Below are 21,382 nucleotides of genomic sequence, written 5' to 3' on the forward strand. Positions count from 1 at the left end.
TGTTCTCTCCTGTCTCAGCGTCCGCCGATGGGCCAGCAGACTTCGGTGATGTATTCGGTGGGGTCGTCGGTGTCGTTCGGGGCCACCAGGTAGAGCTCGCGCACCGGCTCGGGCAGCGCGGTGTCGTGTTCGGCGACATGGCTGCCAAGCGCGCCGTAGGTGCGGTCGAAGTCCTCGAAGGCGCCGCTGTGCACGGCGACGGCGAAACGGCGCGCGGGAAGTTCCAGCACCGAAAGTCCTTCGGGCGGTTCGATGGCCTCGCGCATGGCGATCGGCACGAAGGCGACCACCTCGCCCGCGTCGTCTTCGAAGAACTCCATCGAGTAAGTGGCGCCGCCGACTCCGGCGGGAGCAACGCCCGCGGCCGCCAAGGTCTCGTAGAGCAGCGTGAACGAACGACCGCACCACGCATCGATACCGTCGCGCTCGACGAAGCCGGTGACGGCCAGCGCCGGAAATGCCGGAATCGAGCGGTAATTCACCGAGATCGGCGCTGCCTCGGTCAGCAGTGAACGCAGCGAGGCCACCACCTCGCGGGTCCGCTGTAGTTCGGCCTCCATGCGCTCCAGATGCGCACGCAGCGCGCTGTCGCGCGCACCGACGTCGGGCGCGGCGAGCACGGCCTTGATCTCCGGCAGCGGCATGTCGAGGCGGCGCAGGCGCCGGATCAGATGGGCCTGCGCCACCTGCTCGGTGGAATAGCGCCGGTAACCGGAGCCCGGGTCGACCGACACCGGTTCGAGCAGCTCGATGTCGTGGTAGTAGCGCAGCGTCTTCACGCTCAGGTAGGTCAGCCTGGCGAACTCACCGATCGAGACGGTCGCGGTCATTCGCTCAGCGAACACCCTCCAGTGAGGGGAGAGTCAAGCGACCCGTTCAGGCCAGCGCGAAGGTAAGCAGCAGGGTGGTCTGAATCGCGCCGCGCCACCACGAGTAGCCGAGCCACACGCCGGGGGTCACCTCGCGGATCTCGTCGTAGAGCGGCGGGGTCGGTGACGGGTCGTAGTTCAGCGCCCACGCCGGGCCGCCGTCGAAGATCGCGGGCGCGCGGTACACGTCGGCGCGCCAGGCCTCCATGCCCGAGCTGGTCAGCCGGTTCAACAGGTAGCCGCCGTCGGGGCCGGTGTAGAAGGTCTTGCCGATCCACAGGCTCGGCGTGATGCCCTGGACGTAGGCGGGACGGACCACCCAGCCGTCCCTGACGCCCATCGGCACCGCGCCGGACGGCGCGTCGTGGAAGATCGCGTCCTGCTGCTCGGGCGTGCAACGCAAGCGCAGCGAATCGAGGGTGGCCGCCTTGTCGCCGGGATACAGCACGCAGCCGCCGCCGTAGTCGGACGCCGCCGGGATCACCTCGGAATCCGCCGAGGCCGCGGGTGTGCCAGGGCCGAGGATCGGGAAGAGGGCCGAAAGCGCCATGGCGCCCACGAGAAGTACGCGGTCTGTATTCATACCGTCTCCAGAAATACCGAATCCGTATGCCGACCCACATCAAGGTTATGCGGGCCGGGGTGGCTGTCTCGACATATGCGGGAGGACTAGTCTGAACCGTGACAATCTCCCCCAGAGAGGACGAGCCGTGCAGCCTGAGGGTCAGTTCGACATGCAGCAGTTACTCGCCCAAGCGCAGCAGATGCAGCAGGCGGTGATGCAGGCGCAGGCCGAGATCGCGGCTTCCGAGGTGGAGGGACAGGCGGGCGGCGGTCTGGTCCAGGTGCAGATCAAGGCGACCGGCGAGGTGCTGTCGCTGACCATCGACCCGAAGGTGGTCGACCCCGACGATGTCGAGAGCTTGCAGGATCTGGTGATCGGCGCGGTCAACGACGCGATGAGCAACGCGCAGCGGCTGGCGGCCGAGCGCCTCGGACCGCTCTCCGGCGGCGGTTCGCTGCCCGGGCTGCCGGATTTCTGATCGAGGACGGGACGGTTGTACGAGGGTCCGGTACAGGATCTGATCGACGAGCTGGGCAAGCTGCCCGGCGTCGGTCCGAAGAGCGCGCAGCGCATCGCTTTCCATCTGCTCCAGGTGGAGCCGCCGGAGATCGACCGGTTGCAGGCCGCGCTGCAGAAAGTGCGCGACGGCGTGCAGTTCTGCGTGGTGTGCGGCACCGTCTCCGACGGCGAGCTGTGCCGCATCTGCGCCGATCCTCGTCGTGATCGCAGCATGATCTGCGTGGTCGAGGAGCCCAAGGACGTCCAGGCGATCGAGCGCACCCGTGAATTCCGTGGCCGCTATCACGTGCTCGGGGGAGCGCTCGACCCGCTCAGTGGCGTCGGGCCCGACCAGCTGCGGATTCGGGAGCTGTTGGGGCGCATCGGCAATCAACAGGACGGCGTCGACGTCAGCGAGGTGATCATCGCGACCGACCCGAACACCGAGGGCGAGGCGACGGCCACCTACCTGGTGCGGATGCTGCGCGATTTCCCCGGTCTCGCGGTGACGCGGCTCGCCTCCGGTCTGCCCATGGGCGGCGATCTGGAGTTCGCCGACGAATTAACCTTGGGGCGAGCCCTTTCCGGCAGGCGTGCGTTGTAAGTTCTCCGGCTTCGTCCGGTCGCGCGGATTACAGTGCGGGGGATGAGCATCGAGTTCTTGCTGACGACGCTCGTCATCGTCGCCACCCCCGGCACCGGCGTCCTGTTCACCCTGGCGGCCGGACTTTCGCGCGGCGTACGCGCCAGCGTCGTCGCGGCCTTCGGCTGCACCCTCGGCATCATCCCGCACATGATCGCGGCGGTGACCGGTCTCGCGGCGCTGTTGAACGCCAGTGCCGTCGCCTTCCAGACGCTGAAGTACCTCGGCGTCGCCTATCTGCTGTACATGGCGTGGAACACGGTGCGGGACAAGGGCGCGCTCGCCATTCCCGACGCCGGAGCCGGTCGCGCCGCGCCCAGCGCGCGCCAAGTGATCGCCTCGGCGGTGCTGCTCAACATCTTGAATCCGAAGCTGACGATCTTCTTCTTCGCGTTCCTGCCGCAGTTCGTGCCCGCGGGCGCGCCGAACGCGCTGGCCCGAATGCTCGAACTGAGCGGCATCTTCATGCTGGCCACCTTCGTGGTGTTCGCGGCCTACGGCGCGTGCGCGGCGGCGGTGCGCACGTATGTCATCGCGCGGCCGATGGTGGTGACGTGGATGCGGCGGGTGTTCGGTGTGTCGTTCGTGGCGCTCGCGGGGCGGCTGGCCGTGCAGAACCAGTAGGCGATCAGAACTCCACGCGGGTCCACGGGACGCGGGCGAGCGCGTCACGCTCGCCGGTGGTCCACGCCCAGATCAGGTCCGCGACCGTGGCGGGGTCCTCGACGGTGGCGCCGTAGTGCCGATCGGGTCCGCCGTCGCGGTATTCGACGGTGTATTCGCCGGGCTTGCCGCGGTAGGTCTGGATGTAGTCGTGGTCGGCCCGCTCCACGATCAGGTACGGGTTCGGCGCCGCGAGCTCCGGAACCCACTGCCGCACAAGCGCTTCGGTGAGATATGGGAACGCGCCCGCGCCGCCGTGGGTGACGGTGACCGGCACGTGCCCCGCCGGGTCGATCAGCCAGGCCAGCTGCGGATCGTAGATCGCGTAGTCTCGCGGCGTCGCGATGTCGAACAGCAGCTCGCGCACGTAGCCGATCGCGTCGTACGGACACGCCACGTGCAGCACGGCCCCGTTCGCCGCCCCGCCCACGGACTCCTCGCTGAGGAAGCTGTCCTCCTCCGGCAGCTCCAGGTTCCGCTCGTTGATCTCCGCCGCCATCTGCGCCACCACCGCGGCCTCGGCCACCCCCTGCTGCCCGGTCAAATACGCCTCGACCTCGGTCGGGCTCGCGGCAACCCCGGACGGCAACAACACGTGGTCGTAGTTCACCCGGCCAGCGTACGGGGAGCTACCCACCGGCTCGCCGCCCACCGGGGGACCAGACGTGCGGATTGACCTACGATTACTGCGACTACCAGCCTGAAGGACGGTCGCATGTCGGAACTGTTCGACTGGTCTTCCCCGAAGACCTACATCCTGCCGGCGGATATGGACGACTACCTGGCAATGCCCGAGGAAATGTCGCGCAATATCGAGATCAAGGACGGGATGATCGTTCATTGCGAATCAGCCTCGCCCAATCACTGCGCCATCGCCAGCAACATCGAGCGCGCGCTGATGGATGGCCGCGCGAAGCGTGATTCCGACGCACCGTGTCTGCGAATCATGCGCGAGGTGGACATGCTGGTGTCGGAAGTACCTCTGCACTACAAGCGGCCGGATGTGGTCGTCTACCGCTGTATCGAGGAACCGCGGCCCAAGTGGAAGAGGAAGCCTACTGCGGCGGACGCCGTGCTGGTGGTCGAAGTCGTCTCCCGGACGACCCGCACGACGGATCTCATCGATAAACGGGCGGAGTACGCCCGGCTCGGCATCCCGAACTACTGGATCGTGCGAATGGCCAACGACGACGGCCCAGCGATTTCGGTCGAGATGCTCACGCTCAGCTCCGCGGGCGAATACGCCCTGCACAGCCTCCGGACCCGCAATCCCAATGACCTGCTGGCTCCGGCTATCGAGACGTATTTGCCCTTCGAAGTGCAGGCTACCTGGCAAGACCTCGACGAAGACGTCGACTGAACGGTCAGGCTTGGCGGCGGGTGGGGGTTTCGGTGGCGCAGGCGCAGCCGCCTGCTATGTCGAAGCAGTCGACGATGAAGGTATGCCGGGCGTGGCAGAAGGCGGTGCAGCCGGGGTCGGTGCATTCGGGCATGCGACCCGCGTGGACGATCAGGGTTCCGTGGCAGTGGTCTACCGCGGATTCGCAGGATGTACAGGTCACGCGCATGGGACCTCCTGACGAGATCGGTTGGTGATTCGGTAATAGCACTCGCCAGTGGCGGGTGGTGGGAGGCCGTGACCGGCGTGTCGGAGCGTTTCGCGGCGTGCCGAGTGGTGAAAATGCTTGCGCGCCAAGCCCGGACGCGTCGACGCCGGGCCTGGCAATCGTGCCGCAACCGGCGTGTCGAGACCGGTGGACACACCGAGACTCGGGTTGATCGAGGGATTCACGTGCGAAGATGGCTGCACAGTCGACCGGCATCGGCGCGCAGAGCACCCCCGATCCGCACGTATGGACACCGGTCGGCGACCGGTGCGCGCGCACCGGACGCCCGTGGGTCACGGCCGGACGCGCAACGTCTGACAGCGGAGGTGAGGTCGGCATGGTCGCCGATGCGGTGCCCCCGGCGGCGACCGCCGCCGACGTGCGAGAACAGATCGCCGAGCAGTTCGCGCGGTACCGCGCGGAGGGCGGGCACAGCGGCGGCTACGACGAATGCGGCAGGCCGACCGGCGGCTACTACGACGAACTGGTCGACGCCGACGGCAAGGTGCGGCCGATGTGGTCGGAGCTCTCGGCCGACTTCGTCGAAATCGGCATCGCCGGCCTCGGCAGGCTGGACACCCGCGTGCGCAGGCTGATCGAAGACGACGGCATCACCTACACCGAGGTGGTGCGGGCGGGCGAGGCCGCGATTCCGACGCCGTGGCGGCTCGACCCGATCCCCCTGCTGGTCTCGGCCGACGACTGGACCAGGCTCGAGGCCGGTCTCGTGCAGCGCTCCCGGGTGCTGGACGAGGTGCTCACCGACGTCTACGGCTCGCGCCGCACCATCACCTCCGGTCTGCTGCCGCCGGAGGTGGTGTTCGGCAACACGGGCTATGTGCGCGCCGCGCACGGCATCACGATCCCCGGACGACACCAGCTGTTCCTGCACGGCTGCGACATCAGCCGGTGGAGCGACGGCGAGTTCCGCGCTATCGCCGACTGGGCGCAGGCGCCGTCGGGCGCCGGTTACGCGCTGGCCGACCGGCGCGTGGTTTCGACCGCGATCCCGGAGGCGTTCGAGCACTCCAGCCCGCGCCCGCTCACGCCGTTCGCCAGGGCGATGCGGCTGCTGCTGATCGAGGCCGCGCCGGTGGCCGCCGACGACCCGGTGGTGGTGGTGCTGAGCCCGGGGGTGCATTCCGAAACCGCTTTCGATCAGGCGTATCTCGCGTCGCGACTGGGGTTCCCGCTGGTCGAGAGCGCCGATCTGGTGGTGCGCGACGGCGCGCTGTGGATGCGTTCGCTCGGCACGCTCCGGCGGGTGGACGTGGTGCTGCGACGGGTGGACGCGGAATTCTCCGATCCGCTCGACCTGCGGCCGGATTCGCATCTCGGGGTGGTCGGACTGGTCGAGGTGCTGCGCCGCGGCGCGGTGACCGTGGTGAACACCCTCGGCAGCGGATTGCTGGAAAACCCTGCGCTGGCGGCGTTTCTGCCGCGGATATCGCGCGCGTTGCTCGGCGAGGATCTACTGCTCGACAGCGCGCCCACGTACTGGGGCGGCGACTCGAGCGAGCGTTCGCATCTGCTCGCCAATCTGGCGAACCTGATCATCCGGTCGACGGTGGACGGCGCCACGTTGTTCGGGCCGGACCTCACGGCCACCATGCGCGAGGAGTTGCGGCGGCGCATCGAGACGAACGGCTGGCGATGGGTCGGGCAGGAGCCTGCCCAGTTCTCGGTGGCCCCCGCCGTGCAGGGTTACGGCGGCTTGGCGGCGGCGCCGGTGGGCATGCGGCTGTTCTCGATCGCCCGCCGCGGCGGATTCACCGCGATGGCGGGCGGCCTCGGTCAGCTGCGCCAGCGCACCCAGCCGGACCGGATGGTGATCAAGATCGCGGCCAAGGACGTCTGGGTCCGCGCCGCGCCCGCAGCGACGACCGCCGTCAGCGCCGAGGCGCCGCACGAGGCGCGCGAGCGGCGGATCGCGCCCGTCGTCGAGGCGATCAGCTCGCCCCGCGTGCTCAACGATCTGTTCTGGATGGGCCGCTACGGTGAACGCGCCGAGGCGGCGGTTCGACTGCTGATGGCGACCCACGACCGCTACCAGGACTTCCGCTACCGGCCGTGGATGGAGGGCGCGGAGGCGGTGACCGTGCTGATGTCGGCGCTGGCCGCGACCACGTGCACGACCGCGCCCGACGCGGTTGTCGGCGACATGCGTCCACCGTGTCCCGTCGAATCATCGAGTGCGACAACAGGTTTTTCGGACGAAGCGCACCCGCGCCCGGCGGAGGCTGCCGAGCACGGCAACGGCTGGGTCGCCGCGGTCGCGGGCGCGTCCCGCGAGGGGCACGACTACCTCGAATCGCTGACCATCGACCGTGAACTGCCCGGATCGCTCGCGTTCGCGATCGATCGATACGGCTCGTCGGCGCGCGCCGTGCGCGACCAGCTCTCGCACGACACCTGGATGATCCTGAGTTCGATGGACCGGGCGCTCGCCGAATACCGTGGCAGCGGAGGCGATCAGGAGACGGCGCTCTCGGCGGTGCACGCGCAGACGCTCGCCGCGCTGCTCTCGCTGGCGGGCATCTGGTCCGAATCCGTGGTGCGCGACATCGGCTGGTTCGTCACGGATATCGGCAAACGCGTCGAGCGCGGACTCGCACTGACAGCATTGCTTTCCGCGGCATTGACCGAGACCTACCCCGCTGAGGCTCAGCGGGTGGTCACCGAGGCGGTGCTGCAAGCCGCCGAGTCCTCGGTGAGTTACCACCGGCGGCACCGGGATTCGGTCCGTGTCTCGGCGGTGGCCGGGCTGCTGCTGTTCGACAGGGGCAATCCGCGGTCGCTGGCCTACCAGCTGGAACGGTTGGAGACGGATTTCGCCGCGCTGCCCGGCGCCTCGGGATCCTCACGGCCGCAACGGTTGCTCGCCGAAGCGCAGCGCATCCTGCGCCGCCTCGACCCGGACGAGCTGGAGGTCACCGACGAGAACGGAAGGCGCACCGAATTGGCCGACCTGCTCGAAGGCGTGCACCTGCGGCTGCGCAAGATCGCGGAATCCTTCGAGACGACGAAACTGTCTCTGCCGATCGGCATTCAGCCGCTGTGGGGCAGCACCCGGGTGGTCGGATGATCGGCGGCGACGGGGCGACCCGGCGGTATCGGGTGGCGCACCGCACCACGTACTCCTATTCCCAGCAGGTCACCAGCTCCTACGGCCGGGCCTATTTGACTCCGCGGGAGTTCCCTGGGCAGCGGCTGCTCGCGCACGACGTGCACATCGACCCGGCGCCGTCGGACCGGTCCGTCGGCGCCGACGTGTACGGCAACACCACCTGCTATTTCCACGTCACGGCCGGACATCGGGAGCTGGTGGTCAGCGCCGAGTCCACGGTCGAGGTCGACCCGCCCGCCGAACTGGCGGACGGACCGGCCGTGCTGCCGTGGGAGTCCGCCCGCCCCGGCCACGGAAACGGTCCGCTCGCAGTGGAATTCACCCTGGACCTGCACCCGCCGGAGATCACCGACGAGGTCACCGCGTATGCCGCGCGATCGCTGACGCCGGGCCGTCCGCTGCTCGCCGCGGTGCGCGAGCTGACTACCCGCATCCACCGCGACTTCGCCTACCGGTCCGGCTCGACGAACGTCTCGACCAGGGTCATCGACGTGTTCGCCGCGCGCACCGGCGTCTGCCAGGATTTCGCAAGAATCGGCGCGGCCTGCCTGCGCTCGCACGGGCTGGCCGCCCGGTACGTGTCCGGCTATCTGGCCACCGACCCGCCGCCGGGCAAGGAGCGCATGATCGGCGCGGACGCCACGCACGCCTGGGCCGCGGTGTGGATACCCGGCGGGAGCCCGGCCGAGCGCGCGGGTCGCTGGATCGGCTTCGACCCGACCAACGATCAGCTCGCCGACGAACGCTACATCGTCGCCGCGTGGGGTCGCGACTATGCGGATGTGCCGCCGTTGCGCGGCATCATCTACACCGAGGCCAAGGAGAGCGCGATCACCGTGGCGGTGGACGTCACTCCGGTCGAGGCGCCGTGAGCCCGAGGCTCCGTGACACCGAAGCGCTGTGATCCTGAAGCGCTGTGATCCTGAAGCGCCGTGACGCTGAGGCTCAGGCGCGCAGGCGTTCGCGGCGGAGCTGATCGACCTCGGGGAGGTTCAGCGGCTCGAGCGCGTCGACGCCGAGGGCACGGGTGAGCAGGAGGTCGGCCAGCTCCGGGTTACGGGCGAGGGCGGGACCGTGCATGTAAGTGCCGATGCACGAACCCTGGACCACGCCTTCGAGGCCGTCGCCAACTCCGTTGCCGACGCCGCGGGTGACGCGCGCCAAGCCGGTCGCCTCGGGGCCGAGTTTCGTTCCGCCGCGATGATTTTCGAAACCTGTGAGCGGCGCGGTGAGACCCGCGAGCATGGGGCTGGTCGTCACCTCGCCGATGGCGCGCTTGGCCTGCGGTGAGGTGGTCACGTCGATCAGGCCGACGCCGTCGACGCGTTCGCCCGACGAGGTCTCGTACCAGTTGCCGAGCACCTGGATGGCGGCGCAGATGGCAAGCACCGGAGCGCCTTTCGCGGCCGCCTCCTGCAAGCCTGGGTAGCGCTGGAGGTGCCGGGTGGCCAGCCGCTGCGCCGAGTCCTCCGCGCCGCCGAGGGTGTAGATGTCCAGCGAGTTCGGAACCGGTTCGGGCAGCGTGATTTCCACGATCTCGGCATCGTAGCCGCGCATGCGAAGGCGCTGGCGCAGCACGAGGGCGTTCCCGCCGTCGCCGTAGGTGCCCATCACATCGGGCAGTACCAGGCCGATCCGTACGGTCGAGTCACCCATGATTCTCCAAGTCGCGGTTGAGGTCGCGGAACGCGGTGTAGTTGGCGAGCACCTCGACCTGACCGGGCGGGCAGGAAGCGATGGCGCGCAACGGATCGGGCACGGTGGTGTGCTCGACGCCCGCGTAGGTGAGGCGCACGGCGAGGTCGGTGGCGCGCTCGCCGGAGGCGACCACCTGTACGCCCTCGAAGTGCTCGAAACGCACGTCCCACAGCCAGGACAGGTCCTCGCCGTCGGGCACCTGCCCGTTCACCGCGATCACCAGTCCGGCCGCGGTCGGCTCGATCATCGACAGCGCTTCCTGCCAGCCCGCTGGGTTCTTGGCGAGCAGCAGACGGGCGGCGTGCTCGCCGACCTGCACGGTGCGATAGCGCCCGGCGATCTCGCGCACCGTCCCTGCGGCCACGACGGCCTTGGCCGCTTCCGCGCCGAGCGCGACGGCCGCGGCCACCGCCTGCGCGGCATTGCCCCGGTTGGCCCGGCCGGGCAGCGCCAGCTCGAGCAGGTGGCGTTCCCCGCCGGGGCCGACGAGATCGTTCCCGTCGAGCCACCAATCCGGTTGCGGCCGTTCGAAGTTCGTGCCGGTGCTGCGCCAGTGCGCGCCCTCCCACACGATCGGCTCCCCGGAGCGCGGGCAGCTCGTCGCGTCCATCGCCCAGCCGCTGCCCGCGGCGACCCACACCACGTTCGGGTGGTCGTAGGCGATGGAGGTGACCAGCACGTCGTCGCAGTTCGCGATCACCACGGTGTCGGGGTGGCGGGCCAGCCCGGCGCGCAGCTTGCGTTCGATCATGTTGATCTCGCCGACCCGGTCCAGCTGGTCGCGGCTGAGGTTGAGCAGGACGACGGCGGCCGGATTCAGCGAATCGCTGACGTGCGGCAGGTGCAGTTCGTCCACCTCGATGGCGGCCAGCGGCACACCCTGGTGCGTGCTCAGCGCGGCGACGATCCCCGCGTCCATATTGGCGCCGTCGGCCTGCGTGGCGACCTGTCCGAGGGTGCTCAGCGCGGCGGTGGTCATCCGCGTCGTCGTCGACTTGCCGTTGGTCCCGGTCACCAGCACCGTGCGCCTGCCGCGTCCGAGCTGATCCATGATGGTCGGATCGATCTTCAGCGCGATCAGGCCGCCGATCATCGAACCCTTGCCGCGTCCCGCCTTCTGCGAGGCCCACGACGCTGCCGCCGCGGCCCGCAGGGCGATCCGCCCACGCATCGATATCTTCGCCACGCCGAGAGTCTATGTGCGAGGTGCGGGCGGTGCCTCGACAGTGTCGGCGGGGGTGCGCGCTGTCACGTCGGGTGGTGTTCGCGCGCGGTCGGTGCGGCTCAGTCCTGGTACAACTTGGTCGCGTAATTCTCCGGCGAGTAGTACCGCTCCAGCTCCTCGACCGTCTCCGTGACGTTCGCCTGCACCTCTTTGACCAGGCGCGCGGCGCTGGGCAAGGTGTCGGCGGCCCACTCCTGCGGTTCCCACAGGTGGCTGCGGATGAACGCCTTGGCGCAGTGGAAGAAGATCTGTTCGACGGCGACCTCGACGGCGAGGATCGGGCGGTGACCCTTGACCACCATGTCGTCGAAGTACGCCGCGTCGCGGACCAAGCGTGCGCGGCCGTTGATGCGCAGGGTCTCGCGGCGGCCCGGGATCAGGAACAGCAGGCCGACGTGCGGGTTCGACAGGATGTTGAGGTAGCCGTCGGCCCTGCGGTTGCCAGGGCGCTCCGGGATGGCGATGGTGTGGTCGTCGAGCACCTTCACGAAACCCGCAGGGTCGCCCTTGGGAGAGGTGTCGCAGTTGCCGTCGGCGTCGCTGGTGCTCATCACCAGGAAGGGGGAGTTGGCGATCCACTCGCGGTCGCGCGGGTGCAGCGCGACGCGCTCCTTGGTCGCCGCGCGTGGCATCACCGCGCCCAGCAGCGCGCGCAGGTCGGCGGGGTCGGTGATCTCCGTGGTCTCGCCCATCTTTCGATTGAAGCACCGCCGTCGCGACCGGGGCGACCGAATATCCAACGACGGCAGGGAGATCCGTCACAGTCGCCGCGGGCCACCGACCGCTCGCGCGGAGACGCGGTCAGAACTGCACGTCGAACAGGTTCGGCTGACCCGCCGCGTAGCGGTCGGCGTCCATGCGCCGCAACGGCTCCAGCTCCGTGGCGCGGTACAGCGTGTACATCCGGCAGCGCGGCGCGTCCGAGCCCGCCACGTCGAGCAGCGCGTTCACCGCGGCGCGCGCCGACTCGTTGGCGCCTTCCATGGTGGCCAGGTCGACGTTGGTGCGCACATAGTCGCCCGCGAGGAAGAGGTTCTCCAGGTCGCCGTGCGGTTCGGGGCGGAGATCCCACGAGCCCGCGGTGTTGATCAGCAGCGGGTCGGCGTTGAAATTGCGGCGCCGGTCGGACTGCCAGACGATCGCGGGGTCGAGGAACCAGGAGTGCAGATCGGCGTCGCGCAGCTCCGCACCGCGGTCGTTGAGATGGGCCTGCAACTGCGCCCACACCTCGCGCGCGATCTCCTCGTGCGTGCACTCCTTGGCGGGTTTGCCGTACAGAATGCCGGGGGTGTTCCAGTCGGAGATGTCGACCGAGAGGCAGTCCTGCACCGTGCCGTCGCCGAATTCGGCGAGCTTGCGCGTCCAAAGCTGGTTCTGGCTGATCGAGGTGAGCGACCACGGTGCGTCGATGTAGGCGGTGTGGCCCTTGGATATGTCGGCCGGTCTGCGCAGGTAGAACTGCATGCCGGTCATCCAGTCCACGAACAGCCGGTCCATCGCGGCCAGTTCGGGGCGCACCGCGAGCACGTCGGGCGACCACAGCGCGCGTGCCTGCTCGGCGGCCAGCGCCACCACGAAGTAATCGGCCTCGATCGTGCGGCTGCCGCCGGCGTCGACGATGCGGGCGCCGGTGATGCGCCGATCGCGCACCTCTAGCCCGCGCACCTCGGCGCCGAGCGCGAACTCGACGCCGAGCTCGCGCAGCGACGTCGTCCACGGGTCGATCCACGCCGCATTGGTCGGTCCGTTCAGCACCCGGTCGAGCGCGCCGTCGTTGCCGATTTCGAACGGATTGCCGAGGAACTGCTCGCCCATGTTGCCGATGGTGCGCACACTGGCGAGGTTGTCCTTGGCGGCGACCATGATGCTGGTCAGCGTGCGCGAGATCAGCGCGCGGAATTCGTGGGAACGTTCGTGGGCGCCGACGTAATCGCGCCAGGCCATCCGCTCCCACTGGCCGAAACGGCGTGCGTCGCAACTGGTGTTGAACACCAGCAGCCGGTTGGCGAAGAAAAGTCCTTCGGCGGGGGTCATTTTCAGCGAGGTAGCGATAGCCGCGCCGACGGTCTCGCGGAATTCCTCCGGACTCGGGGTGACGGGTTTGGCGCGGAAGCCGAGCGGAACACGGAAGTCGTCCCCGCCACGGCGGGACATGCGCGCCTCGGGCATCGCGATCAGGTTGTTCCACACGCCATCGGCGTTGCCCGGGAAGGGAATCCGGCGCATGGTGTCCGGAATGTGCTGGTAGAAACCGGGAAAGAAGCGGAAGCCGTGTTCACCGGGTAGATCGGGACGTCCGCCGGATCCGCTGCCAGGCACCGGGATGCTGCGCGCCTTGCCGCCGAGCGCGCGTCTTTCGTAGACGGTGACCTGGAATCCACGTTCGGCCAGCTCATGTGCCGCGGTGAGGCCCGCGACCCCGCCGCCGAGCACCGCGACGCGTCTGCCGTTCGGAGCGCCGGACGCGGGCGCGGGTCCGAGCCCACTGGCCGTCAGCGCCCCCGCCGTCGAAACCCCCATTGCCACCGTGCCGCGAAGCATCGTTCTTCGCGAGACGGCCCATCGCTTTTCTGCCATGCGCGACTCTGCTGCCTAGCTTTCGGACCCTACCTTCACCGCCGCACTCACTGTAAAGCGCCTGTTGGGGGCCATCCCACCCGCCCCTGCCGCCGCCGGTATCGAACCTCGGCCGCGTCGAGTACAGCGCCCCGAGAGTACCGCCGCCCGCGCGCGCGGTGCGAGCTACTTCCCGAAACTCGCAAACCGCAGACTCGTGATCCGGCGCACCCTCAGCTCAGCGCCGGTTCGGCGACCCGATCCGGCGCGGTCGTCTTCTCGGCTCGCGGCGCGCGGCCGCCGGTGGTGGCGACGAACGCGCCCGCGATCACGATCGCACCGCCGATCAACTGCCACGCGGTCGGCGTCTCGTCGAGCAACGCCCAGGCCGCGGCGATTCCGACGACCGGAACCAGCAGCGACAACGGCGCGACCGTGCCCGCCGGATAGCGGCTCATCAGGAAGGTCCACAGCCCCGAGCCCGCGACGGTGCCGAGCGCGACGATGTACGCCAAGCCGATCGAGGCGGGCCACCCGGTCGGCGACGCGATATCGGCCAGCGCGCGCCACCCGGTCGCCGGTCCCTCGGTGAGCGCCGACAGGGCGAACAGCGGCAGCGGCGGCACCACCGTCATCCACAGGGTCAGGTGCAGCGGGTTCACGCCGCGCCCTGCGGCGGCCAGCCGGGAGCCGATATTGCCGAAGGCCCAGCCGAGCCCGCCCGCCAAAGTCAGCAGCAGCGGCAGCAGTGGAGCGACGTGCATGCGGTCGGCCCCGATCACCACGATCCCGACCACCGCGACGACCAGACCACCCAGCTGGATCGGGCGCAGCCGCTCGCCGAGCAGCAGCGCGCCGAGCACCACCGTGAACGGTGCCGAGGATTGCAGTACCAGCGAGGCGAGCCCGGTCGGCATGCCGGCGCGCATGGCGGTGAACAGGAACGCGAATTGCAGCACGCCGAAACCCGTTCCGTACAACAGCAACCAGCGCGCGGGCACGCTTGGGCGCGGCACGAACACGAGCACCGGCACCGCGAGCACCGCGAAGCGCAGGGCCGCGAAGAACAGCGGAGGGAAGTGGTCGAGGCCGACCCGGATGGCGATGAAGTTCAGGCCCCAGAGCAGGACGACGGTGAGGCCGAACAGGCGGTCGCGGTTGGTCACGCACACCATGGTCGAGCGCGAAAACCATCAGCACAATCGAATAAAACTGCACTGATATTGTAGAGATGCTTCACTGTTCATAGGGGGTGCGCCGATGCCGATCGAGCCGCAAGGGCCGCCGATGTCCGTGGACCGGCTGCGGGTGCTGCGCGAATTCGCCGACCGGGGCACCATTTCGGCGGTAGCCGACGCGCTCTCCATGACGCCGTCGGCGGTCTCCCAGCAGCTGAAGACGCTGGCCAAGGAGGCGGGCGTCGCGCTGCTCGAACCGGACGGCCGCCGCATCCGGCTCACCGATGCCGGGCAGGCGCTGGTGGTTCGCGCCGACGAGGTGCTCGCGGCCGTCGACCGGGCGGTGGCCGAGATGGCGCGCTATCGCGGATCCCCGCGTGGCCGGGTGCGCGTCGCGCTGTTCCCGTCCGGCGCCGCTCTGTTACTGCCGCTGGTGCTTCCGGCGCTGGCGGGCAGCGATGTCGACGTCGTCGCCCGCGACGAGGACGTGCCGCCGAGCGGCGTGCCGCGTCTGCTCGCCGACTACGACATCGTGCTCACCCACCGCGACGAGCGCTCCGGATCGGTCGCCGGGCCGCGCATCGCCTCGCGCTTCCTGATGCGCGAGCCCATCGACGTGGTGGTCGCGCCGACGCATCGGTTGGCCGGACAGTCCTCGGTCACCCCGGCCGAACTCGCCGACGAGACCTGGCTGAGCGTGCGCGGCGGCTTCCCGGTGGACGACGTGCTCGAATCGATCGCGACAGTGACCGGCGTGCAGCCGCGAATAGCGCAGCGGCTCAACGACTTCCGCGTCATCGAGATGCTGGTGGCGTCCGGTTACGGCGTCGCGCTGATGCCTCGCTTCGCGGTCGCGCACCCGGATCTCGCGGTGCTGCGGCTCGCCGGGGTGCGCGCCGCGCGCAACTACGACCTGGTCACCCGGCCGCACGCCGAGCGTCGGCCCGCCATCGCCACGGTGCTCGCGGCTTTCCGTGCCGCGGCGAACCAGGTCACCGCGGAGTAGTAGCCCAGAGTGTCGCCGCGGGGTCGCGTCATCGGCCGCGCTGCTCGTTTCAGGTTGTGCCGAGCGACGAACGCGAACCATTGAATCCACTGCCACGCCGGGACTTTCGGCAGGCGCAGGCCCAACGCTCGTCACGAACCCAACGCTCGTCACGAACCCAACGCTCGTCACGGAACCAGCGTTCGGGACGGACGCGACGCTCGGCGCGGACCCAGCGTTCGGGACGGGTCCCAGCGCGCGGCGCAGACCCAGCGTTCGGGACGGGTCCCAGCGCGCGGCGCAGACCCAGCGCTCAGCGCAGCTTCGACGCTCTAGCGCAGACCCGTCGGTCCCGGGTATTGGTACTGCTGGGCGCCGATGTAGCCGAAATCGTCGGCGACCATCGCGGCCAGCTCCAGCAGGGCCCGCCGGGTCGGCTTGCTGACCAGCTCCAGGTCGATCTCCGCGCCTTCGGCGAGGTGATCGTCGAAGGGCACCACCTGCACCGCGCGGGTGCGGTCCAGGAACAGCTTGCGCAGCTGGTCCAGGTCGACGGTGGACGCGCCGCGCCGGGAGGCGTTGACCACCACCACGGTTCGCTCGACGAGCTTGCCGTAGCCGTGGTGGTCGAGCCAGTCCAGCGTGGCCGAGGCGCTGCGCGCGCCGTCGATGGCGGGGGAGGTCACCAGTACCAGCGAGCTGGCCATGTCGAGCACGCCCGCCATGGCCGAGTGCATCAGACCGGTGCCACAGTCGGTGAGGATGATGTTGTAGAACGACTGCAGGATGCCGATCGCCTTGCGGTAGTCGGCCTCGCTGAACGCCTCGGAGACGGCCGGGTCCTGTTCGGAGGCAAGCACTTCCAGGCGGCTCGGGGCCTGCGAGGTGTGCGCCCTGACGTCGGAGTACCGCGAGATCTGCTGGTCTTCGAGCAGGTTGCGGACGGTGGAGCGGGTCTGCCGAGGGACACGGTGGGCCAGCGTGCCGAGGTCGGGGTTGGCGTCGATCGCGATCACCCGGTCACCGCGCAGCGAGGCGAAGGTGGAGCCGAGGCCGACCGTGGTGGTGGTCTTGCCGACGCCACCCTTGAGCGAGAGGATCGCGATCCGGTAATCGCCGCGCACCGGTTGATTCACCCGGTCGACGAGATCGCGGAAGACGACGTCGGCCGCGGATTCGCCCGGATTGATCATGCCGCCGGAGGCCTTGTGGACGGCGCGGCGCCACCCGCTGCGCGGCGCACGGCGGGCCCGCTTCAGCAGGTTGAGGTCGTTGACCGAGTGACCGGGCTGGCCCGGCTGCGGCACGTGCTGCGGCTGGAACGGTTGGTGCTGCGGCTGTTGCGGGGGCGGACCGCCCTGCCACTGCTGACCGGGGCCCGTCAGCCCGGGCGGTGTCTGGCCGGGACCGGTCAGCCCGGGCGGTATCTGGCCGGGGCCGGTGATCCCGGGCGGCGTCGGGCCGAGCGGAGGCTGGCCCATGGGCGCGGGCGGCTCCTGGTACATCGGCTGCGGCGGCAGCGGCGGCTGCATCGGTGGGGGCGGCGGCGCCCAGCTGTAGATCGGGCCGTTCGGTTGATCCTGTGCCGCACCGGCTTCCGGCCTGCCGTCCTGCGGCACCCGCCGGACCAGGCCGTCCGGGCCGATCTCCTGGCGGTACTCGCCGTACGGCGCGCTCTGCTGTTCGGGACCGGGCGGCGGCGGAAGATGTTCGGGGCCGGGCTGATACGGCGCGCCCTGGTAGGGGCCTGGAACCTGCTGCGCGAACTGGCCGGCGCTGAACGGGCCGTAGGACTCCGGCGGCGCGGGCGGCGCGAAGCCGTCGGCGGGACCGTAGCCGGGCGGGGCGACGGGCTGCGGGTACACGCCGGTGGGATCGCTCGGCCCCGCCGCGGTCGGATAGCCGGGAAGCTGCGCCGGTTCCGGTGCGGCGTCGGCCTGCTCGTCGGGCTCCTTACCCTCGAGGTCTTCCTGCGCTGCGGCGGCGTCCTTTTCGGGAGCCTCGGCGGCTGTCTCGTTCGTTTCGTCTTGCGCCACATGCGGTCCGGCGGGTTCGGCAGTGACTGCGGCCGTATCCACCGAATGACTCTGCAGCCAGGGCGGAGAGGTCGGATTGTGGTCGTTGTGTGTCACGGTTCCCCCATCTGCTCGGGATCGAGCAGAGAGCTCGGCGCTTGAATGCAAACCAACGCTAGCAGGTGAGCAAACCTCCGCGCAGGCTGTGTCCAGCTCCCGCGGCGGCCCCTACCCTGGCGCAATGATCTTCGAGGCGCCGATGCTACTGCGCTGCGACGGCAAACCTTTCGCCACGATCGTCCGGTACGGCTACGAGACGCCGTGGGCTACGGCGGGGCTGCGCGCGGACGATCCGGCCGCATTCGATCGAGAGAATCGAGCGGCCGCGCCGAATCGATGGTCGTGCGAGCAGGCGGAAAAACTGACGGACGATGAATACGACGCACAATACGAGCGAGAACGAGCCCGACTAGGACTCTCCGACGCCGATGTGCGGCACTACGAATCGGCGGCCTGGACTATCGTCACCGCGGATGGGACAGAGCGCCAAGCATATTCCCTCGACTTCGCCGACGGGCACATCCAATGGCGCTGGTGATGTGGCCGGGGCCGGTGCGCCCCGGCCACATCGACGCGTCAGCTCGCGGCGCGGTTGACCGCGGAAGCGACCGCGCGCAGCGAGGCGGTGGTGATGGAGGTGGCGATGCCGACGCCCCAGACCACCTTGTCGCCGACCGCGCACTCCACGTACGCGGCGGCCTGCGCGTCGTCGCCCGCCGACATGGCGTGCTCGGAGTAGTCGAGCACCCGCACGTCGAAGCCGATGGTGGAGATGGCGTCGACGAACGCGGCCAGCGGACCGTTACCGTTGCCGGTGACCTCGTGCTCGACGCCGTCCACCTTCACCGTCGCGGTGATGGAGTCGACGCCGCCGTCGGTCTCCGACGCGGTGACCCGCTGGCGAATCCGCTCCAGCGGCCGGATCGGGGCCAGATACTCCTCGTGGAAGACGTCCCACATCTCCTTCGGCGTGACCTCGCCGCCCTCGCCGTCGGTGATCCGCTGGATCGCCTGGGAGAACTCGATCTGCAGGCGACGCGGCAGCGCCAGGCCGTGATCGGTCTTCATGATGTAGGCGACGCCGCCCTTGCCGGACTGCGAGTTGACCCGGATGACCGCCTCGTAGGTGCGCCCGACGTCCTTCGGGTCGATGGGCAGGTAGGGCACCTCCCACACGATGTCGGCGACGTCGGCGTTCTGCGCGTCGGCCGCGGCCTTCATCGCGTCCAGACCCTTGTTGATGGCGTCCTGGTGGCTGCCGGAGAACGCGGTGTAGACCAGGTCGCCGCCGTACGGGTGGCGCTCGTGCACCGGCAGCTGGTTGCAGTACTCGACGGTGCGGCGGATCTCGTCGATGTCGGAGAAGTTGATCTGCGGGTCGATGCCGCGGGAGAACATGTTCATGCCCAGCGTGACCAGGCAGACGTTGCCGGTGCGCTCACCGTTGCCGAACAGGCAGCCCTCGATGCGGTCGGCGCCCGCCTGGTAGCCCAGCTCGGCGGCGGCCACGGCGGTGCCGCGGTCGTTGTGCGGGTGCAGCGACAGCACGATCGACTCGCGACGGGCCAGGTTTCGGCTCATCCACTCGATCGAGTCGGCGTAGACGTTCGGCGTCGCCATCTCGACGGTCGCGGGCAGGTTGATGATCAGCGGCTTCTCGGGGGTCGGCGCGATGATCTCGGAGACCGCGTCGCACACCTCCAGCGCGTACTCCAGTTCGGTGCCGGTGTAGGACTCCGGGCTGTACTCGTAGCGCCAGTTGGTGTCGGGGTAGCGCTGCTCGATCTCCAGGCACAGCTTCGCCGCGTCGGTGGCGATCTTCTTCACCGCGTCGCGCTCGGCGCGGAAGACCACTTTTCGCTGCAGGATCGAGGTGGAGTTGTAGAAGTGCACGATGACGTTGGTCGCGCCCGCGCATGCCTCGAAGGTGCGTTCGATCAGCTCGGGGCGGCACTGCGTCAGCACCTGGATGGTGACGTCGTCCGGGATCGCACCGTCCTCGATGATCTCGCGGACGAAGTCGAAGTCGGTCTGGCTCGCCGACGGAAAGCCGACCTCGATCTCCTTGTAGCCCATCCGCACCAGCAGGTCGAACATGCGGCGCTTGCGTGCCGGGCTCATCGGATCGATCAGGGCCTGGTTGCCGTCCCGCAAATCGACGGCGCACCAGCCGGGCGCGCGGTCGATGATCTTGTCCGGCCAGGCGCGGTCGGGCAGCGTGATCGGCTCGACCTCCTCGGCGAACGGACGGTACCGGAAGGTCGGCATGGAGGAGTTCTTCTGCGCGTTCCACGCGGGCTGGTCGGCCGGCGCGGCCTTGCTCGGAGCGGTGATCGTGCGTGAGCCGGATACGAAGGCGTCAGCAGGGGACATGCGATTTCTCCATGGTTTGGGGGGTCCCAGTTATGGGGCGACCGGCAGGCGAAACCCCGCGACGGGAGCCGGTCCGATCAGACCCCGTCGCGGCGGCCGAGAAGAAGTGCCCGCTGCATGATTGTCACGAGTTTACCGTGTCGCGCCGCGGCGCTGGAAGCCCGGTCCGATTGCGCGTGGTATGCGGGGCTGCCGATAGCGTGCCTGACGAACTGAACGCTTGTACGGACCAGCGGGTCCGACGGGACGTCGAAGGAACGTATTCGGATGAGTTGGCTCGAACTACTTGCAGTCTTCGGGGCGGGCATCGCCGCCGGTGGAATCAACACCATCGTCGGGTCGGGCACCCTGATCACCTTCCCGGTGCTGCTGGCCTTCGGGCTGCCGCCGGTGACCGCGAACGTGTCGAACACCATCGGCCTGGTGCCCGGCTCGATCAGCGGCGTGATCGGCTATCGCCGCGAACTGGCTGGTCAGCGCGCCAGGTTGCTGCAGCTTGGCACGGCCTCGCTGCTCGGCGGCATCACCGGCGCTGTGCTGCTGCTCGTCCTGCCCGCCGAGGCGTTCAAGGCGATCGTGCCGGTGTTGATCATCATCGCGCTGATCCTCGTGGTGGTGCAGCCGCGGCTGGCGGCGTGGGTGAAGCGGCGGCGCGAGAACGGCGACGCGGCCGTGCCCGAGCATGGTGGACCGATCCTGCTGGCGGCGGTGTACGCGACGGGCATCTACGGCGGTTACTTCGGCGCCGCGCAGGGCGTGCTGTTGATCGGTCTGCTCGGCATCTTCGTGCACGATGACCTCCAGCGGCTCAACGGCGTGAAGAACGTGCTCGCGCTCATCGTCAACGCGGTCTCCGCGGTGATCTTCATCGTGGTCGCCGAGGTGGACTGGCAGGCGGTGGCGATGATCGCGGTCGGCTCGATCATCGGCGGACAGCTCGGCGCGCGCGTCGGCAGACGGATGCCGCCGAACGTGCTGCGCGCCGTCATCGTGCTGGTCGGCGGCATCGCGGTGGTGCGGCTGCTCACGTCGTGAACCATGTACACCCGCGCCGACGCGGCGCCGACGAACAGGAGAGCCATGGCGCTGGAGATGGGGACGGCGTGCGAGCGCTGTGGCGCCGCGCTCGTCGCGGACGGTCCCGCGGTGATCTGTAGCTACGAGTGCACGTTCTGCGCGGCGTGCGGGCGCGCCATGAACGGCGTCTGCCCCAACTGCTCCGGCGAACTGGTGGCGAGGCCGCGGCGGACGACCGGATGACCTGGCACGGACGATCCGCGAATTCGCGGATTCCAAAGGCGAATTCGTCACTGAGGATGA

The 21,382-nt window shown here is 69.3% G+C and carries 21 protein-coding genes; 10 read left to right on the forward strand and 11 right to left on the reverse strand.

Going from position 1 to position 21,382, the window contains the following annotated elements; all coding sequences use genetic code 11:
- Positions 1–14 precede the first annotated feature (14 nt).
- Positions 15–830 carry a MerR family transcriptional regulator gene (locus NX1_RS22540; protein ID WP_068062989.1) on the reverse strand — a complete coding sequence of 272 codons (816 nt, stop codon included), beginning with the start codon at positions 828–830 and terminating at the stop codon, positions 15–17.
- Between the two features lie 46 nt (positions 831–876).
- Positions 877–1,452, reverse strand: coding sequence for a hypothetical protein (locus NX1_RS22545; RefSeq protein WP_068062991.1), 576 nt, complete (start codon positions 1,450–1,452; stop codon positions 877–879).
- A gap of 127 nt (positions 1,453–1,579) precedes the next feature.
- On the opposite strand from NX1_RS22545, the gene NX1_RS22550 reads away from it, so the two are divergent.
- Genes NX1_RS22550 through NX1_RS22560 form a run of 3 tightly spaced genes read left to right on the forward strand, consistent with a single transcriptional unit; the run spans position 1,580 to position 3,199 of the window.
- Complete coding sequence (locus tag NX1_RS22550) at positions 1,580–1,912, forward strand: YbaB/EbfC family nucleoid-associated protein (protein WP_068062992.1); 333 nt, start codon at positions 1,580–1,582, stop codon at positions 1,910–1,912.
- 15 nt (positions 1,913–1,927) lie between these two features.
- Positions 1,928–2,536 (forward strand): recombination mediator RecR, encoded by a 609-nt coding sequence (gene recR / locus NX1_RS22555; RefSeq protein ID WP_068062994.1) that lies wholly within the window; start codon positions 1,928–1,930, stop codon positions 2,534–2,536.
- 42 nt (positions 2,537–2,578) lie between these two features.
- Positions 2,579–3,199, forward strand: a complete 621-nt coding sequence (locus tag NX1_RS22560; RefSeq protein WP_068062996.1) for a LysE family translocator — start codon at positions 2,579–2,581, stop codon at positions 3,197–3,199.
- A 4-nt stretch (positions 3,200–3,203) separates the two neighbouring features.
- Here the strand turns inward: NX1_RS22560 and NX1_RS22565 are convergent, their stop codons facing one another.
- The gene (locus NX1_RS22565) at positions 3,204–3,848 is read right to left on the reverse strand and encodes a hypothetical protein (RefSeq protein ID WP_068063133.1); all 645 of its coding nucleotides are present in this window, start codon (positions 3,846–3,848) and stop codon (positions 3,204–3,206) included.
- A 105-nt stretch (positions 3,849–3,953) separates the two neighbouring features.
- Here NX1_RS22565 and NX1_RS22570 point away from each other — a divergent pair, with 105 nt between their 5' ends.
- Entirely contained in the window at positions 3,954–4,598 is a 645-nt protein-coding gene (locus tag NX1_RS22570) for a Uma2 family endonuclease (RefSeq protein ID WP_068062997.1), read from the forward strand.
- A 4-nt stretch (positions 4,599–4,602) separates the two neighbouring features.
- On the opposite strand, the gene NX1_RS35575 is transcribed toward NX1_RS22570, so the two are convergent.
- Positions 4,603–4,806: a hypothetical protein gene (locus NX1_RS35575; RefSeq protein ID WP_084501675.1), complete on the reverse strand. Its 204-nt coding sequence runs from the start codon at positions 4,804–4,806 to the stop codon at positions 4,603–4,605.
- 376 nt (positions 4,807–5,182) lie between these two features.
- Between NX1_RS35575 and NX1_RS22580 the strand changes: the two genes are divergently transcribed.
- Together NX1_RS22580 and NX1_RS22585 are read left to right on the forward strand one after the other, a co-directional pair.
- A complete protein-coding gene (locus NX1_RS22580; protein WP_068063137.1) occupies positions 5,183–7,930 on the forward strand; it encodes a circularly permuted type 2 ATP-grasp protein in 2,748 nt (915 codons plus the stop codon).
- Positions 7,927–8,844, forward strand: a complete 918-nt coding sequence (locus NX1_RS22585; RefSeq protein WP_068063135.1) for a transglutaminase family protein — start codon at positions 7,927–7,929, stop codon at positions 8,842–8,844. The genes NX1_RS22580 and NX1_RS22585 overlap by 4 nt, the downstream gene beginning before the upstream one ends.
- Before the next feature lie 73 nt (positions 8,845–8,917).
- Here the strand turns inward: NX1_RS22585 and NX1_RS22590 are convergent, their stop codons facing one another.
- The 5 genes from NX1_RS22590 to NX1_RS22610 form a co-directional block, all read right to left on the reverse strand.
- On the reverse strand, positions 8,918–9,628 hold the full coding sequence (locus NX1_RS22590) for a type 1 glutamine amidotransferase (RefSeq protein WP_068063000.1): 711 nt from the start codon (positions 9,626–9,628) through the stop codon (positions 8,918–8,920).
- A complete protein-coding gene (locus NX1_RS22595) occupies positions 9,621–10,841 on the reverse strand; it encodes a Mur ligase family protein (RefSeq protein ID WP_068063139.1) in 1,221 nt (406 codons plus the stop codon). Before NX1_RS22595 ends, NX1_RS22590 begins: the two co-directional genes overlap by 8 nt.
- Positions 10,842–10,954: 113 nt before the next feature.
- A complete protein-coding gene (locus NX1_RS22600) occupies positions 10,955–11,587 on the reverse strand; it encodes a pyridoxamine 5'-phosphate oxidase family protein (RefSeq protein ID WP_068063001.1) in 633 nt (210 codons plus the stop codon).
- Positions 11,588–11,696: 109 nt separating this feature from the next.
- On the reverse strand, positions 11,697–13,415 hold the full coding sequence (locus NX1_RS22605; protein ID WP_084501676.1) for a hydroxysqualene dehydroxylase: 1,719 nt from the start codon (positions 13,413–13,415) through the stop codon (positions 11,697–11,699).
- Between the two features lie 269 nt (positions 13,416–13,684).
- Positions 13,685–14,617 carry an EamA family transporter gene (locus tag NX1_RS22610; protein WP_157119957.1) on the reverse strand — a complete coding sequence of 311 codons (933 nt, stop codon included), beginning with the start codon at positions 14,615–14,617 and terminating at the stop codon, positions 13,685–13,687.
- A gap of 121 nt (positions 14,618–14,738) precedes the next feature.
- Between NX1_RS22610 and NX1_RS22615 the strand changes: the two genes are divergently transcribed.
- The gene (locus NX1_RS22615; protein WP_068063006.1) at positions 14,739–15,635 is read left to right on the forward strand and encodes a LysR family transcriptional regulator; all 897 of its coding nucleotides are present in this window, start codon (positions 14,739–14,741) and stop codon (positions 15,633–15,635) included.
- Between the two features lie 311 nt (positions 15,636–15,946).
- On the opposite strand, the gene NX1_RS22620 is transcribed toward NX1_RS22615, so the two are convergent.
- Positions 15,947–17,692: a MinD/ParA family ATP-binding protein gene (locus NX1_RS22620; RefSeq protein WP_068063141.1), complete on the reverse strand. Its 1,746-nt coding sequence runs from the start codon at positions 17,690–17,692 to the stop codon at positions 15,947–15,949.
- Positions 17,693–17,870: 178 nt separating this feature from the next.
- On the opposite strand from NX1_RS22620, the gene NX1_RS22625 reads away from it, so the two are divergent.
- Entirely contained in the window at positions 17,871–18,227 is a 357-nt protein-coding gene (locus NX1_RS22625; RefSeq protein WP_068063008.1) for a hypothetical protein, read from the forward strand.
- Positions 18,228–18,265: 38 nt separating this feature from the next.
- On the opposite strand, the gene leuA is transcribed toward NX1_RS22625, so the two are convergent.
- The gene (leuA, locus tag NX1_RS22630; protein WP_068063012.1) at positions 18,266–20,062 is read right to left on the reverse strand and encodes a 2-isopropylmalate synthase; all 1,797 of its coding nucleotides are present in this window, start codon (positions 20,060–20,062) and stop codon (positions 18,266–18,268) included.
- A 267-nt stretch (positions 20,063–20,329) separates the two neighbouring features.
- Here leuA and NX1_RS22635 point away from each other — a divergent pair, with 267 nt between their 5' ends.
- Both NX1_RS22635 and NX1_RS22640 read left to right on the forward strand, forming a co-directional pair.
- Positions 20,330–21,097, forward strand: coding sequence for a sulfite exporter TauE/SafE family protein (locus tag NX1_RS22635; RefSeq protein WP_068063014.1), 768 nt, complete (start codon positions 20,330–20,332; stop codon positions 21,095–21,097).
- 45 nt (positions 21,098–21,142) lie between these two features.
- Positions 21,143–21,322 carry a DUF1272 domain-containing protein gene (locus NX1_RS22640; protein WP_068063143.1) on the forward strand — a complete coding sequence of 60 codons (180 nt, stop codon included), beginning with the start codon at positions 21,143–21,145 and terminating at the stop codon, positions 21,320–21,322.
- The last annotated feature ends 60 nt before the right edge of the window (positions 21,323–21,382 follow it).

The sequence above is a fragment of the Nocardia xishanensis NBRC 101358 genome (assembly GCF_001613365.1).
Lineage (GTDB): Bacteria > Actinomycetota > Actinomycetes > Mycobacteriales > Mycobacteriaceae > Nocardia > Nocardia xishanensis.